Annotated in this window: 15 protein-coding genes; 14 read left to right on the top strand and 1 reads right to left on the bottom strand. The window is 71.3% G+C overall.

The window, feature by feature from the left end; translation table 11 throughout:
• The 8 genes from ADK54_RS06305 to nusB form a co-directional block, all read left to right on the top strand.
• Nucleotides 1-202, top strand: a 202-nt coding sequence (locus ADK54_RS06305) for a chorismate synthase (protein ID WP_159047642.1), incomplete at its 5' end; no start/stop codon positions are given.
• A complete protein-coding gene (locus tag ADK54_RS06300; protein WP_053724519.1) occupies nt 199-717 on the top strand; it encodes a shikimate kinase in 519 nt (172 codons plus the stop codon). The genes ADK54_RS06305 and ADK54_RS06300, both read left to right, overlap by 4 nt.
• On the top strand, nt 714-1,808 hold the full coding sequence (gene aroB, locus ADK54_RS06295) for a 3-dehydroquinate synthase (protein ID WP_053724518.1): 1,095 nt from the start codon (nt 714-716) through the stop codon (nt 1,806-1,808). Before ADK54_RS06300 ends, aroB begins: the two co-directional genes overlap by 4 nt.
• Nucleotides 1,805-2,254 (top strand): type II 3-dehydroquinate dehydratase, encoded by a 450-nt coding sequence (gene aroQ / locus ADK54_RS06290; protein WP_053724517.1) that lies wholly within the window; start codon nt 1,805-1,807, stop codon nt 2,252-2,254. The genes aroB and aroQ overlap by 4 nt, the downstream gene beginning before the upstream one ends.
• 131 nt (nt 2,255-2,385) lie before the next feature.
• Nucleotides 2,386-3,339 carry a Pro-rich N-terminal domain-containing protein gene (locus ADK54_RS06285; RefSeq protein WP_078966156.1) on the top strand — a complete coding sequence of 318 codons (954 nt, stop codon included), beginning with the start codon at nt 2,386-2,388 and terminating at the stop codon, nt 3,337-3,339.
• 62 nt (nt 3,340-3,401) lie between these two features.
• The gene (locus tag ADK54_RS06280) at nt 3,402-4,508 is read left to right on the top strand and encodes an aminopeptidase P family protein (protein WP_053724516.1); all 1,107 of its coding nucleotides are present in this window, start codon (nt 3,402-3,404) and stop codon (nt 4,506-4,508) included.
• Between the two features lie 69 nt (nt 4,509-4,577).
• Nucleotides 4,578-5,144 carry an elongation factor P gene (gene efp, locus ADK54_RS06275; protein WP_053724515.1) on the top strand — a complete coding sequence of 189 codons (567 nt, stop codon included), beginning with the start codon at nt 4,578-4,580 and terminating at the stop codon, nt 5,142-5,144.
• 2 nt (nt 5,145-5,146) lie between these two features.
• Nucleotides 5,147-5,575, top strand: coding sequence for a transcription antitermination factor NusB (gene nusB, locus ADK54_RS06270; protein WP_053724514.1), 429 nt, complete (start codon nt 5,147-5,149; stop codon nt 5,573-5,575).
• A 154-nt stretch (nt 5,576-5,729) separates the two neighbouring features.
• Here nusB and bldD read toward each other — a convergent pair whose 3' ends face one another.
• Entirely contained in the window at nt 5,730-6,230 is a 501-nt protein-coding gene (bldD, locus tag ADK54_RS06265; RefSeq protein WP_014044812.1) for a transcriptional regulator BldD, read from the bottom strand.
• A gap of 295 nt (nt 6,231-6,525) precedes the next feature.
• Between bldD and pyrR the strand changes: the two genes are divergently transcribed.
• The 6 genes from pyrR to carB all read left to right on the top strand — a co-directional run bounded on the left by pyrR (nt 6,526) and on the right by carB (nt 14,520).
• Nucleotides 6,526-7,125 carry a bifunctional pyr operon transcriptional regulator/uracil phosphoribosyltransferase PyrR gene (gene pyrR / locus ADK54_RS06260; RefSeq protein WP_053724513.1) on the top strand — a complete coding sequence of 200 codons (600 nt, stop codon included), beginning with the start codon at nt 6,526-6,528 and terminating at the stop codon, nt 7,123-7,125.
• Nucleotides 7,126-7,220: 95 nt separating this feature from the next.
• A complete protein-coding gene (locus ADK54_RS06255; protein WP_053724512.1) occupies nt 7,221-8,204 on the top strand; it encodes an aspartate carbamoyltransferase catalytic subunit in 984 nt (327 codons plus the stop codon).
• Nucleotides 8,205-8,206: 2 nt separating this feature from the next.
• The gene (locus ADK54_RS06250) at nt 8,207-9,493 is read left to right on the top strand and encodes a dihydroorotase (RefSeq protein ID WP_053724511.1); all 1,287 of its coding nucleotides are present in this window, start codon (nt 8,207-8,209) and stop codon (nt 9,491-9,493) included.
• On the top strand, nt 9,490-10,080 hold the full coding sequence (locus tag ADK54_RS06245; protein WP_053724510.1) for a hypothetical protein: 591 nt from the start codon (nt 9,490-9,492) through the stop codon (nt 10,078-10,080). Before ADK54_RS06250 ends, ADK54_RS06245 begins: the two co-directional genes overlap by 4 nt.
• Nucleotides 10,077-11,219, top strand: coding sequence for a glutamine-hydrolyzing carbamoyl-phosphate synthase small subunit (gene carA, locus ADK54_RS06240; RefSeq protein WP_053724509.1), 1,143 nt, complete (start codon nt 10,077-10,079; stop codon nt 11,217-11,219). Before ADK54_RS06245 ends, carA begins: the two co-directional genes overlap by 4 nt.
• Nucleotides 11,212-14,520, top strand: coding sequence for a carbamoyl-phosphate synthase large subunit (gene carB, locus ADK54_RS06235; RefSeq protein WP_053724508.1), 3,309 nt, complete (start codon nt 11,212-11,214; stop codon nt 14,518-14,520). The genes carA and carB overlap by 8 nt, the downstream gene beginning before the upstream one ends.
• Nucleotides 14,521-14,533: the final 13 nt, after the last annotated feature.

Here is a 14,533-nt window from a genome sequence, read left to right as displayed (position 1 = left end):
CATCGACGTCGCCACCGGCGAGGCCGCCAAGGCCCACCACCAGCGCTCCGACGTGTGTGCCGTGCCCGCCGCCGGCATCGTCGCCGAAGCCATGGTCGCGCTCGTCCTCGCCGACGCCGTCGCCGAGAAGTTCGGCGGCGACAGCGTCCCCGAGACCCGCCGCAACGTCGAGTCCTACCTCGACCACCTGCAGATCCGGTGAGCACCGGACCGCTGGTCGTCCTGGTCGGGCCGATGGGCTCGGGCAAGTCCACCGTGGGCGCGCTGCTCGCCGAGCGGCTCGGCGCGCCCTACCGGGACACCGACGCCGACATCGTGGCCGCCGAGGGCCGCGCGATCTCGGACATCTTCATCGAGGACGGCGAGCCGCACTTCCGCGCGCTCGAACGGGACGCGGTACGCACCGCGCTCGCCGAGCACACGGGCGTGCTCGCCCTCGGCGGCGGCGCGATCCTCGACGCCGACACCCGCGCACTGCTCGCGCCGCACCCCGTCGTCTATCTCTCGATGGACGTCGAGGAGGCGGTCAAGCGCGTCGGCCTGAACACCGCCCGCCCGCTGCTCGCCGTCAACCCGCGCCGGCAGTGGCGCGAGCTGATGGACGCGCGGCGCCATCTGTACACCGAAGTCGCCCGTGCGGTCGTCGCGACCGACGAGCGCACCCCCGAAGAGGTCGCCCAGGCGGTCCTCGACGCACTGGAGTTGAAGGACGCATGACGGAGCAGGCACCCACCCGGATCCAGGTCGGCGGCGCCGCCGGCACTGACCCGTACGAAGTGCTCGTCGGCCGCAACCTGCTGGGCGAACTCGCCGGACTCATCGGCGACCGGGCCAAGCGGGTCGCGATCATCCACCCGGAGGCCCTGGCCGGCACAGGTGACGAGATCCGCGCGGACCTCGCGGCCGAGGGCTACGAGGCCATCGCCATCCAGGTCCCGAACGCCGAGGAGGCCAAGACCGCCGAGGTCGCCGCCTACTGCTGGAAGGCGCTCGGCCAGTCCGGCTTCACCCGCACCGACGTCGTCGTCGGCGTGGGCGGCGGTGCCACCACCGACCTCGCCGGATTCGTCGCGGCGACCTGGCTGCGCGGGGTGCGCTGGATCTCGGTGCCGACCACCGTGCTCGGCATGGTGGACGCGGCCGTCGGCGGCAAGACCGGCATCAACACCGCCGAGGGCAAGAACCTCGTCGGCTCGTTCCACCCGCCCGTCGGCGTCCTGTGCGACCTGGCCGCGCTCGACTCGCTGCCGGTCAACGACTACGTGTCGGGCATGGCCGAGGTCATCAAGACCGGCTTCATCGCCGACCCGGTCATCCTCGACCTGATCGAGTCCGACCCGGCCGGCGCCCGCACCCCCGAGGGCCCGCACACCGCCGAGCTCATCGAGCGCTCCATCCGGGTCAAGGCCGAAGTGGTCTCCAACGACCTCAAGGAATCGGGCCTGCGCGAGATCCTCAACTACGGCCACACCCTCGCCCACGCCATCGAGAAGAACGAGCGCTACAAGTGGCGGCACGGCGCGGCCGTCTCCGTCGGCATGGTCTTCGCGGCCGAACTCGGCCGTCTGGCAGGGCGGTTGGACGACGCGACCGCCGACCGGCACAGCGCGATCCTGCAGTCCGTCGGCCTCCCGCTCACCTACCGCGGCGACCAGTGGCCCAAGCTCCTGGAGAACATGAAGCTGGACAAGAAGTCCCGCGGCAACCTGCTGCGCTTCATCGTCCTGGACGGCCTCGCCAAGCCGACCGTCCTGGAGGGCCCCGACCCGTCGGTGCTGCTCGCCGCCTACGGCGAGGTCTCCGCATGACCCGGCGGGTGTTCGTCCTCAACGGCCCCAACCTGGGCCGCCTCGGCTCGCGCGAGCCCGACGTGTACGGCGCCACCACCTACGCGGGCCTCGTCGAGGTCTGCGAGGCGCTCGGCAAGGAGCTCGGCTTCGAGGTCTCGGTCCGCGAGACCAACGACGAGGGCGAGCTCATCCGCTGGCTGCACGAGGCCGCGGACGGTCGGATTCCGGTCGTCATCAACCCGGGCGCCTTCACTCACTATTCGTACGGAATGCGCGACGCGGCCGCCCAGCGGACCGCGCCGCTCATCGAGGTCCACATCTCGAACCCGTACGCCCGTGAGGAATTCCGCCACACCTCGGTGATCGCACCCGTCGCCACCGGCACCGTCGCGGGCTTCGGCATCGGCTCCTACCGCCTGGCGCTGCGCGCGCTCGCCGACGAACTGGCGGACGAACTCGGCTGACGGGCACTGTCGCCGCTCCCCGGCCGTTCACACTGTGGCGGCCGGGAGAGGTACGGTTCTGCACCGGGCCGCCCCACACCGACGGGCGCCCGACCAGCGCCAGTTGCCTGTACGAGACGGAGTGGCACCGGATGCAGCACGCAGGGGGGGCTCCACTGCCGCCGCCCCACGCCCCGGGGCAGCCCCCGCACGACTGGGCCCGGCCGATCGAGCCGGAGGCGACGGCTCCGCTGCGCCCCGGCGCGCCCCCGCCCGCGCCGGGCGCCCCGCCCTACCAGCCCGGGCCCCCGCCCGGCTCCGGGCCCGCGACCGCCCAGCTCCCGGCCCACCCGCAGTCGCCGCCCGCCCCGGCCCATCACCCAGGAGCCCCGCAGACGGCGGGCACCCAGCAGCCGCCCGGCCAGGGTTGGCACGGCCCCGCCCCGCAGCACGCCTCGACCCGCCCGCCGTCCCGGGACACCACCGGGCACGTCGCGCTGCCGCCCGGCGGCCCGGTCCCGATCCCGCAGGCGCCCGAGGGGACCGGCGCCACCACGCTCGCGGTGCTCCTCATCGGCCCCGCCGGAGCGGGCAAGACGACCGTGGCCCGGTACTGGGCGCAGCACCGCCGCGTGCCCACTGCTCACATCAGCCTCGACGACGTGCGCGAATGGGTGTGCTCGGGGTTCGCCGACCCCCAGTCGGGCTGGAACGACCACTCCGAGGCCCAGTACCGCCTGGCCCGCCGCACCTGCGGCTTCGCCGCGCGCAACTTCCTGGCCAACGGCATCTCCTGCATCCTCGACGACGCGGTCTTCCCCGACCGGCCGGTCGTCGGCCTCGGCGGCTGGAAGCGGCACGTGGGCCCGGGCCTGCTGCCGGTCGTGCTGCTCCCGGGCCTCGAAGTGGTCCTGGAGCGCAACGCGGAGCGCAGCGGCAACCGCCGCCTCTCGGACGAGGAGGTGGCCGGCATCCACGGCCGGATGGCCGGCTGGTACGGCTCGGGCCTGCCGATCATCGACAATTCCCAGTACGACGTGCCCACCACGGCCCGCCTCCTGGACGACGTCCTGGCCAGAACGATCGCGAGCCCGCCGAGCTGGTAACCCGGCCCCCGGTCGGACGCGCTGGAACGGCCGACCCGGCGCCCCGCTCATACGCTCGGGGCATGTCAGAGGTGTTCGCGGTGCGCCGCGGCTGGCTGCGGGACCGCTGCGCGGCCGCGGGCAGCGCGGCCGCGCTGGTCTCCCGCCCGGCCAATGTCCGCTACCTCGCGGGCGGCGCCCCGCCCGGCGCGGTCCTGCTCGTCGGCCCGGCCGAGGACGTGCTGCTGTGCCCGCGCACGCCGTCGGGCGACCTCATCGAGGGGCACCTCGACGAGCAGCTCCGGCTCACCGTGCTGCCCGCCCCCGGCGGCGACCCCGCCGTCGCCGCCGCCGACCTGGCTCAGACGAGCGGCGCCGACTCGCTGGCCGTGGAGGAGCACCACCTGTCGGTGGCCCGCCACCGCGCGCTCGGCTCGGTGGCGCCCCGGCTGCTCCTGGGCGACCTGGGGGGCGCGGTCGAGCAGCGCCGCCTGGTCAAGGACGAGGACGAGATCGCCTGCCTGCGCATCGCCGCCGAGATCACCGACCAGGCCCTGGGCGAGCTCCTGGAGTCGATCCTGGTCGGCCGCACCGAGCGCCACCTCGCCCTGGAACTGGAGCGCCGCCTGGTCGACCACGGCGCGGACGGGCCCGCCTTCATGACCTCGGTCGGCACCGGCCCCAACTCGGGCCGGGCGGGCCACCGTCCGGCCGACCGACGGGTCGAGGAGGGCGACTTCCTCTCGGTCTGCCTGGGCGCCACCTACCGCGGCTACCGCTGCGAGATCGGCCGTACGTTCGTGATCGGCACCACCCCCGCCGACTGGCAGATCGAGCTGTACGACGCCGTTTTCGCAGCCCAGCGGGCCGGCCGGGAGGCCCTCGTACCGGGCGCCGAGTACCGTGCGGTGGACCGCGCGGCCCGCCAGGTGCTGGACTCGGCGGGTCACGCGGAGGCCTTCGGACCGCTCACCGGACACGGCGTCGGGATCGAAATCGACGAGGAGCCGCAGCTCGCACCTGGAGCCATGGGTAAACTGGACACTTGCGTGCCGGTCACCGTCGAACCGGGGGTCCACCTCCCGGGCCGGGGCGGCGTCCGGATCGATGACACGCTCGTCGTACGCCCCGAGGCGGACGGCGGCCCCGAGCTACTCACCATCACGACCAAGGAGCTGCTAGCGCTCTAGCACGCGTACGTGCCCCGTGTACGTACCCTCGGTCGTCCACCAGCTTTCAGTCCAGGAGATTCCGCAACCGTGGCTTCCACGAACGACCTCAAGAACGGCCTGGTGCTCAAGCTCGACGGAGGCCAGCTCTGGTCCGTCGTCGAGTTCCAGCACGTCAAGCCCGGCAAGGGCCCGGCCTTCGTGCGCACCAAGCTCAAGAACGTGCTCTCCGGCAAGGTGGTCGACAAGACCTTCAACGCCGGTGTGAAGGTCGAGACGGCCACCATCGACCGCCGCGACATGCAGTTCTCGTACATGGACGGCGAGTACTTCGTCTTCATGGACATGGACACGTACGACCAGCTGATGGTCGACCGCAAGGCTGTCGGCGACGCCGCCAACTTCCTGATCGAGGGCTTCACCGCCTCGGTCGCGCAGCACGAGGGCGAGGTGCTCTACGTCGAGCTCCCCGCCGCCGTCGAGCTGGTCATCCAGCACACCGACCCGGGCGTCCAGGGCGACCGCTCCACCGGCGGCACCAAGCCGGCCACCCTGGAGACCGGTTACGAGATCGGCGTCCCGCTCTTCATCACCACCGGTGAGAAGATCAAGGTCGACACCCGCACCGGTGACTACCTCGGCCGGGTGAACAGCTAACCGTGGCTGCCCGGAACAAGGCCCGCAAGCGCGCCTTCCAGATCCTCTTCGAGGCCGACCAGCGCGGTGAGTCCGTGCAGACGGTCCTCGCGGACTGGGTGCGGCACTCGCGGTCCGACGACCGTCAGCCGCCGGTCGCCGAGTACACGATGCAGCTCGTCGAGGGGTACGCGGACCACGTGGACCGCATTGACGACCTCATCTCCACGTACGCGGTGGGCTGGACGCTCGACCGGATGCCGGTCGTCGACCGGAACATCCTGCGGCTCGGGGCGTACGAGCTCGTCTGGGAGGACGAGACGCCCGACGCGGTCGTCATCGACGAGGCCGTCCAGCTGGCGAAGGAGTTCTCCACGGACGACTCGCCGGCGTTCGTGAACGGGCTGCTCGCCCGTTTCAAGGACCTCAAGCCGAGCCTGCGCCGCGACTAGCGTCGGCGGGCGAAGGCCTACGAAGGGCCCGCGGCACCACGTGTGCTGCGGGCCCTTCGGCGTCCCCGGCGCCCCGTACGCGAAGACGCCGTCGGGCCCGGTGGGAGCGGAGTGCTCCCACCGGGCCCGACGGCACGTTTCTGCTGAAGGGGCGTCAGCCCTCTTCGTGGGCGACCGCGCGGCGCGCGTCCGCGTCCAGGACGCCCCAGCTGATCAGCTGCTCGGTCAGCACCGAGGGCGACTGGTCGTAGATCACGGCAAGGGTGCGCAGGTCGTCCTGGCGGATCGAGAGGACCTTGCCGTTGTAGTCGCCGCGCTGCGACTGGATGGTCGCCGCGTAACGCTGCAGCGGGCCCGCCTTCTCCGGCGGGACGTGCGCGAGGCGCTCAAGGTCGAGGACCAGCTTCGGCGGCGGCTCGGCGGCCCCGCCCGGCGTGGTGCCCGGCAGCAGCTCCTGCACCGGAACGCCGTAGAAGTCCGCCAGCTCGGCAAGGCGCTGTACGGTCACGGCACGGTCGCCGCGCTCGTACGAGCCGACCACGACGGCCTTCCAGCGGCCCTGGGACTTCTCCTCCACACCGTGGAGGGAGAGGCCCTGCTGGGTGCGGATGGCGCGGAGCTTGGCCCCGAGCTGTTTTGCGTATTCGCTGGACATATAGCTCCCCGGACGCTGTGACAACGTGCGGCTCCGCCGCGCGGCTGTAACTCACTGTGAGGTTACGCAGCGTTACTTGGCCGCGTCAAGCCGAATGGTCCACACCCTCGCCCCGGAGGAGTGACAGGCTCCGCGTGGGCCGGGCCATACAGGTCACGGCGATTCGTCGGGCGCACTCACCCGTTCGAGTGATGGCCCGGTGTTGGGTGCCTCCCGGCCCCTGGTACCGTTGGTGACGCAATTCCGACGTCCTTTAAGGTCCGTCCCGTGAGGCGGAGAAGGAGGTCCGTTTCATATGGACACGCAGCACCCGCAGAACCAGCAGGATCCGGCGCACTCCGATGCGGCGCGGCCCGTTCTCGAAGGCCCCGACATCGCCCGCGTCCTGACCCGTATCGCCCACGAGATCGTCGAACGCGCCAAGGGCGCCGACGACGTGGTGCTCCTCGGCATCCCGACCCGCGGTGTCTTCCTCGCCGAGCGGCTCGCCGTGAAGCTGGAGGAAATCACCGGGCGCAAGACCCCGGTCGGCTCCCTCGACATCACCATGTACCGCGACGATCTGCGGATGAAGCCCGCCCGGGCGCTCGGCCGCACCGAGATCCCCGGCGACGTCGACGGCCGCCTGGTCGTCCTCGTCGACGACGTCCTCTTCTCCGGCCGCACCATCCGCGCCGCCCTCGACGCGCTCGGCGACATCGGCCGCCCCCGCGCCGTCCAGCTCGCGGTCCTCGTCGACCGCGGCCACCGCGAACTCCCGATCCGCGCCGACTACGTCGGCAAGAACCTCCCCACGTCGCTGCGGGAGACGGTCAAGGTCCAGCTCGCCGAGGAGGACGGCCGCGACGCCGTGCTGCTCGGTGTCAAGCAGACCGCCCCGGCCGGCGAGCAGTAGGCCCCACACGACTCCGTACGGCCCACCCGGACCCGTACGGCCTGCTTCTGCGCGCCCGCATGCCCAAACCTCCACCACACCTGGAGAACCCCCAGATGATGCGTCACCTCATCTCGGCCGCCGACCTCACCCGCGACGACGCCGTCCTCATCCTCGACACCGCCGAGGAGATGGCCCGCGTCTCCGACCGGCCGATAAAGAAGCTCCCCGCGCTGCGCGGCCGGACGATCTGCAACCTGTTCTTCGAGGACTCCACCCGCACCCGGATCTCCTTCGAGGCCGCCGAGAAGCGCCTGTCGGCCGATGTCATCAACTTCGCCGCCAAGGGCTCCTCGGTCTCCAAGGGCGAGTCCCTGAAGGACACCGCGCAGACCCTGGAGGCGATGGGCGTCGACGCCGTCGTCATCCGGCACAGTGCGTCCGGCGCCCCCTACCGCCTGGCCACCTCCGGCTGGATCGACGCCCCGGTCATCAACGCCGGTGACGGCACCCACCAGCACCCCACCCAGGCGCTGCTCGACGCGTTCACCATGCGCCGCCGCCTGGTCGGCAAGGACGCGCTCGGCCAGGACCTGGCCGGCAAGCGCATCACCCTCGTCGGCGACGTGCTGCACAGCCGGGTGGCCCGCTCCAACGTCGACCTGCTGCACACGCTGGGCGCCGAGGTCACCCTGGTGGCCCCGCCGACGCTGCTCCCGGTCGGCGTCGAGCACTGGACCTGCGACGTGTCGTACGACCTGGACGCCGTGCTGCCGAAGTCCGACGCGGTGATGATGCTGCGTGTGCAGCGCGAACGCATGAACGCCGCCTTCTTCCCGACCGAGCGCGAGTACTCGCGGCGCTACGGGCTCGACGGCGAGCGCATGGCCAAGATGCCCGAGCACGGCATCGTCATGCACCCCGGCCCGATGGTGCGCGGCATGGAGATCACCGCCGAGGTCGCCGACTCCGACCGCTGCACGGTCGTCGAGCAGGTCGCCAACGGCGTCCACACCCGCATGGCGGTCCTGTACCTGCTGCTCGGCGGCAACGAGCCCGCCGTCAGCCACGCCCGTCCCACCGATTCGGAGAACAAGTAACCATGAGCAAGATCCTTATCCGTGGTGCGAAGGTCCTGGGCGGCGAGGTCCAGGACGTCCTGATCGACGGCGAGACGATCGCCGCCGTCGGCACCGGCCTGGAGGCGGGGGACGCGACCGTCGTCGACGCCGAGGGCCAGATCCTGCTGCCCGGCCTCGTCGACCTGCACACCCACCTGCGCGAGCCCGGTCGCGAGGACTCCGAGACCGTCCTCACCGGCACCCAGGCGGCCGCACGCGGCGGCTTCACCTCGGTCTTCGCCATGGCCAACACCTTCCCCGTCGCCGACACCGCGGGCGTCGTCGAGCAGGTCTGGCGGCTCGGCAAGGAGTCCGGCTACTGCGACGTGCAGCCCATCGGCGCCGTCACCGTCGGCCTTGAGGGCAAGAAGCTCTCCGAGCTCGGCGCCATGCACGACTCCGCCGCCGGCGTCACGGTCTTCTCCGACGACGGCAAGTGCGTCGACGACGCCGTGATCATGCGCCGCGCCCTGGAGTACGTGAAGGCCTTCGGCGGCGTCGTCGCGCAGCACGCCCAGGAGCCCCGCCTGACCGAGGGCGCCCAGATGAACGAGGGCATCGTCTCGGCCGAGCTCGGTCTCGGCGGCTGGCCCGCCGTCGCCGAGGAGTCGATCATCGCCCGCGACGTGCTGCTCGCCGAGCACGTCGGCTCCCGCGTGCACATCTGCCACCTGTCGACCGCCGGCTCGGTCGAGATCGTCCGCTGGGCCAAGTCGCGCGGCATCGACGTGACCGCCGAGGTCACCCCGCACCACCTGCTCCTCACCGACGAGCTGGTCCGCTCGTACAACCCGGTTTACAAGGTCAACCCGCCGCTGCGCACGGAGAAGGACGTCATGGCGCTGCGCGAGGCGCTCGCCGACGGCACGATCGACATCGTCGCCACCGACCACGCCCCGCACCCGCACGAGGACAAGGACTGTGAGTGGGCCGCGGCCGCCATGGGCATGGTCGGCCTGGAGACCGCGCTCTCCGTCGTCCAGCACACGATGGTCGAGACCGGACTGCTCGACTGGGCCGGCGTCGCCGACCGCATGTCCCACAAGCCCGCCCAGATCGGGCAGGCCACGGGCCACGGACGCCCCGTCTCGGCAGGCGAACCCGCCAACCTGACGCTCGTCGATCCGGCATACCGTGGTGAGGTGAACCCCGCGGGCTTCGCCTCCCGCAGCCGCAACACCCCCTACGAGGGCCGCGAGCTGCCCGGACGCATCACCCACACCTTCCTGCGGGGCCGGGCAACGGTCGTGGACGGGAAGCTGGCGTGACGTACGCATCACTGATCAATCTGGCCGCCGAGGAGAAGTCCGCCGAGGTGACCAACTGGGGCGGACGGATCGGCTGGCTCGTCGGTCTCGCGCTCTTCGTGGCGCTCGTCTACTGGCTGATGCGCCAGGGCTGGCAGTGGCGCGGCCGCCTCCAGGCCGACCTGCCCGCTCTCCCCACCGCGCCCGAAGCGCCGGGCGAGGCGAAACTGAAGCTGAGCGGCCGCTACCACGGCTCCACCACCGCCGGGCAGTGGCTCGACCGCATCGTGGCGCACGGCCTGGGCGTGCGCAGCAAGGCCGAGCTCACCCTGACGGACGCGGGCCTGGACGTCGTACGCCCCGGGGCGAACGACTTCTTCGTCCCGGCCGCGCAGCTGCGCGAGGCCCGGCTCGACAAGGGCATCGCGGGCAAGGTCCTCACCGAGGGCGGCCTGCTCGTCGTCACCTGGCAACACGGCGACAAGCTCATCGACTCGGGCTTCCGCTCCGACCGGGCCGAGCAGCACCCGGCCTGGGTCGAAGCCATCAACTCCATGACCGAGACCTCTGAACAACCCACCAACACGACGGAAGGCGCCGCACGATGACGACCTCCACCCGGGGAGCCGCCAAAGCTCCCGCCGTACTCGTCCTGGAGGACGGCCGTATCTTCCGCGGCCGCGCCTACGGGGCCGTGGGGGAGACCTTCGGCGAGGCCGTGTTCTCCACCGGCATGACCGGCTACCAGGAGACCCTGACCGACCCGTCGTACCACCGCCAGGTCGTCGTGATGACCGCCCCGCACGTCGGCAACACCGGCGTGAACGACGAGGACCCCGAGTCCTCGCGCATCTGGGTGGCCGGCTACGTCGTGCGCGACCCCGCCCGCATCCCGTCCAACTGGCGCTCGCGCCGCTCCCTGGACGACGAGCTCGTCAAGCAGGGCGTCGTCGGGATCTCCGGCATCGACACCCGCGCGCTCACCCGCCACCTGCGCGAGCGCGGCGCCATGCGCGTCGGCATCTTCTCCGGCGAGGCGGTCGCGGACGACGCGGCGCTGCTCGCCCGCGTGAAGGAAGCGCCCCAGATGGTCGGCGCGAACCTCTCCGCGGAGGTCGCCACCAAGGAGACGTACGTCGTCCCCGCGATCGGTGAGAAGAAGTTCACCGTCGCCGCCGTCGACCTCGGCATCAAGGGCATGACCCCGCACCGCATGGCCGAGCGCGGCATCGAGGTGCACGTGCTGCCCGCGACCGCCACCGCCGAGGACGTGTACGCCGTGAACCCCGACGGCGTGTTCTTCTCCAACGGCCCGGGCGACCCGGCCACCGCCGACGGCCCCGTCGCCGTCATGCAGGCCGTCCTCGCGCGCAAGACGCCGCTGTTCGGCATCTGCTTCGGCAACCAGATCCTGGGCCGCGCGCTCGGCTTCGGCACGTACAAGCTGAAGTACGGCCACCGCGGCATCAACCAGCCGGTGCAGGACCGTACGACCGGCAAGGTCGAGGTCACCGCGCACAACCACGGCTTCGCCGTCGACGCGCCGCTCGACAAGGTCTCCGAGACGCCCTACGGGCGCGCCGAGGTCTCCCACGTCTGTCTGAACGACCAGGTCGTCGAAGGCCTCCAGCTGCTCGACCAGCCGGCCTTCAGCGTCCAGTACCACCCCGAAGCAGCCGCGGGACCGCACGACGCCGCGTACCTCTTCGACCGCTTCGTAGAGCTCATGGAGGGCCAGCGTGCCTAAGCGCTCCGACATCCAGTCCGTCCTGGTCATCGGCTCCGGCCCGATCGTCATCGGCCAGGCCGCCGAGTTCGACTACTCCGGCACCCAGGCCTGCCGCATCCTCAAGGCCGAGGGCCTGAGGGTCATCCTGGTCAACTCCAACCCCGCGACGATCATGACCGACCCGGAGATCGCCGACGCCACGTACGTCGAGCCGATCACCCCCGAGTTCGTCGAGAAGATCATCGCCAAGGAGCGCCCCGACGCCCTCCTGCCCACCCTCGGCGGCCAGACCGCGCTCAACACCGCGATCTCCATGCACGAGCAGGGCGTCCTGGAGAAGTACGGCGTCGAGCTCATCGGCGCCAACGTCGAGGCCATCAACAAGGGCGAGGACCGCGACCTGTTCAAGGGCGTGGTCGAGGCCGTCAAGGCCAAGATCGGCTACGGCGAGTCCGCCCGCTCGGTCATCTGCCACTCCATGGACGACGTCCTGGCGGGCGTCGACGAGCTCGGCGGCTACCCGGTCGTCGTGCGCCCCTCCTTCACCATGGGCGGCGCCGGCTCCGGCTTCGCGCACGACGAGGAGGAGCTGCGCCGCATCGCGGGGCAGGGCCTCACGCTCTCGCCGACCACCGAGGTGCTCCTGGAGGAGTCCATCCTCGGCTGGAAGGAGTACGAGCTGGAGCTCATGCGCGACAAGCACGACAACGTCGTGGTCGTCTGCTCCATCGAGAACTTCGACCCGATGGGCGTGCACACCGGCGACTCGATCACCGTCGCCCCGGCGATGACGCTGACCGACCGCGAGTACCAGCGGCTGCGCGACATCGGCATCGCGATCATCCGCGAGGTCGGCGTCGACACCGGCGGCTGCAACATCCAGTTCGCGATCGACCCGGCCGACGGCCGCGTCATCGTCATCGAGATGAACCCGCGCGTCTCGCGGTCCTCCGCGCTCGCGTCGAAGGCCACCGGCTTCCCGATCGCCAAGATCGCCGCCAAGCTCGCCATCGGCTACACGCTGGACGAGGTCCCCAACGACATCACCGAGAAGACGCCGGCCTCCTTCGAGCCGACGCTCGACTACGTCGTCGTGAAGGCCCCCCGGTTCGCCTTCGAGAAGTTCCCCTCCGCCGACTCCACCCTCACCACCACCATGAAGTCGGTGGGCGAGGCCATGGCGATCGGCCGCAACTTCACCGAGGCGCTCCAGAAGGCGCTGCGCTCCCTGGAGAAGAAGGGCTCGCAGTTCGACTTCACGGGCCCGGTCGGCGCCAAGGACGTCCTCCTGGAGGAGGCCAAGCGGCCGACCGACGGGCGCATCAACACGGTCATGTACGCGATCCGGGCGGGCGCCACCCCCGAGGAGGTCTTCGAGTCCACGAAGATCGACCCGTGGTTCGTCGACCAGCTCTTCCTGATCAAGGAGATCGCGGACGACCTGGCCGCCGCCGAGAAGCTCGACCCCGAGCTGCTCGCCGAGGCCAAGCGGCACGGCTTCTCCGACGCCCAGATCGCCGAGATCCGCGGCCTGCGCGAGGACGTCGTCCGCGAGGTCCGGCACGCGCTCGGAGTGCGCCCGGTCTACAAGACGGTCGACACCTGCGCCGCCGAGTTCGCCGCCAAGACCCCGTACTTCTACTCCTCGTACGACGAGGAGAGCGAGGTCGCGCCGCGCACCAAGCCCGCCGTGATCATCCTGGGCTCGGGCCCGAACCGCATCGGCCAGGGCATCGAGTTCGACTACTCCTGCGTCCACGCCTCCTTCGCGCTGAGCGACGCGGGCTACGAGACCGTGATGGTCAACTGCAACCCGGAGACCGTCTCGACGGACTACGACACCTCCGACCGCCTCTACTTCGAGCCGCTCACGCTCGAAGACGTCCTGGAGATCGTCCACGCCGAGACCCTGGCCGGCCCGGTCGCGGGCGTCGTCGTCCAGCTCGGCGGCCAGACCCCGCTGGGCCTGGCCCAGGCGCTCAAGGACAACGGCGTCCCGGTGGTCGGCACCCCGCCCGAGGCCATCCACGCCGCCGAGGACCGCGGCGCCTTCGGCCGCGTGCTCGCCGAGGCCGGGCTGCCCGCGCCCAAGCACGGCACCGCCACCACCTTCGCGGGCGCCAAGGCCATCGCCGACGAGATCGGCTACCCCGTCCTCGTACGCCCGTCGTACGTGCTCGGCGGTCGCGGCATGGAGATCGTGTACGACGAGGAGCGGCTGTCCTCGTACATCGCCGAGTCCACCGAGATCTCGCCGTCCCGCCCCGTCCTCGTCGACCGCTTCCTGGACGACGCCATCGAGATCGACGTGGACGCCCTCTACGACGGCACCGAGCTCTACCTCGGCGGCGTCATGGAGCACATCGAGGAGGCCGGCATCCACTCCGGCGACTCGGCGTGCGCGCTGCCCCCGATCACGCTCGGCGGCTTCGACATCAAGCGCCTGCGCGCCTCGACGGAGGCCATCGCCAAGGGAGTTGGCGTCCGCGGACTGATCAACATCCAGTTCGCGATGGCGGGCGACATCCTCTACGTCCTCGAAGCCAACCCGCGCGCCTCGCGCACCGTCCCCTTCACCTCGAAGGCGACCGCGGTGCCGCTCGCGAAGGCCGCCGCCCGCATCTCGCTCGGCGCGACCGTCGCCGAGCTGCGCGCCGAGGGCATGCTCCCGAAGGAGGGCGACGGCGGCACCCTGCCGCTGGACGCGCCGATCTCCGTCAAGGAGGCCGTGATGCCGTGGAGCCGCTTCCGCGACGTCCACGGGCGCGGCGTCGACACGGTGCTCGGCCCGGAGATGCGCTCCACGGGTGAAGTCATGGGCATCGACTCGGTGTTCGGCACCGCGTACGCCAAGTCGCAGGCGGGCGCCTACGGTCCGCTGCCGACGAAGGGCCGCGCGTTCATCTCGGTCGCCAACCGGGACAAGCGCACGATGATCTTCCCGGCGCGCGAACTGGTCGCCCACGGCTTCGAGTTGATGGCCACCTCCGGCACCGCCGAAGTCCTGCGCCGCAACGGCATCAACGCCACGGTCGTCCGCAAGCTCAGCGAGGGCGAGGGCCCGAACGGCGAGAAGACGATCGTCCAGCTGATCCACGACGGCGAGGTCGACCTCATCGTCAACACGCCGTACGGCACCGGCGGCCGCCTCGACGGCTACGAGATCCGCACGGCGGCGGTCGCCCGCTCCGTACCCTGTCTGACCACGGTCCAGGCGCTCGCGGCCGCGGTCCAGGGCATCGACGCCCTCAACCACGGTGACGTGGGCGTCCGTTCGCTCCAGGAACACGCGGAACACCTGACCGCGGCCCGCGACTAGCAGACGGCGACGA

The sequence above is a fragment of the Streptomyces sp. WM6378 genome (assembly GCF_001279695.1).
Taxonomy (GTDB): Bacteria; Actinomycetota; Actinomycetes; order Streptomycetales; family Streptomycetaceae; genus Streptomyces.
The sequence above is the reverse complement of the archived record's forward strand: the minus strand, read 5'-3'. Positions and strand labels throughout refer to the sequence as shown.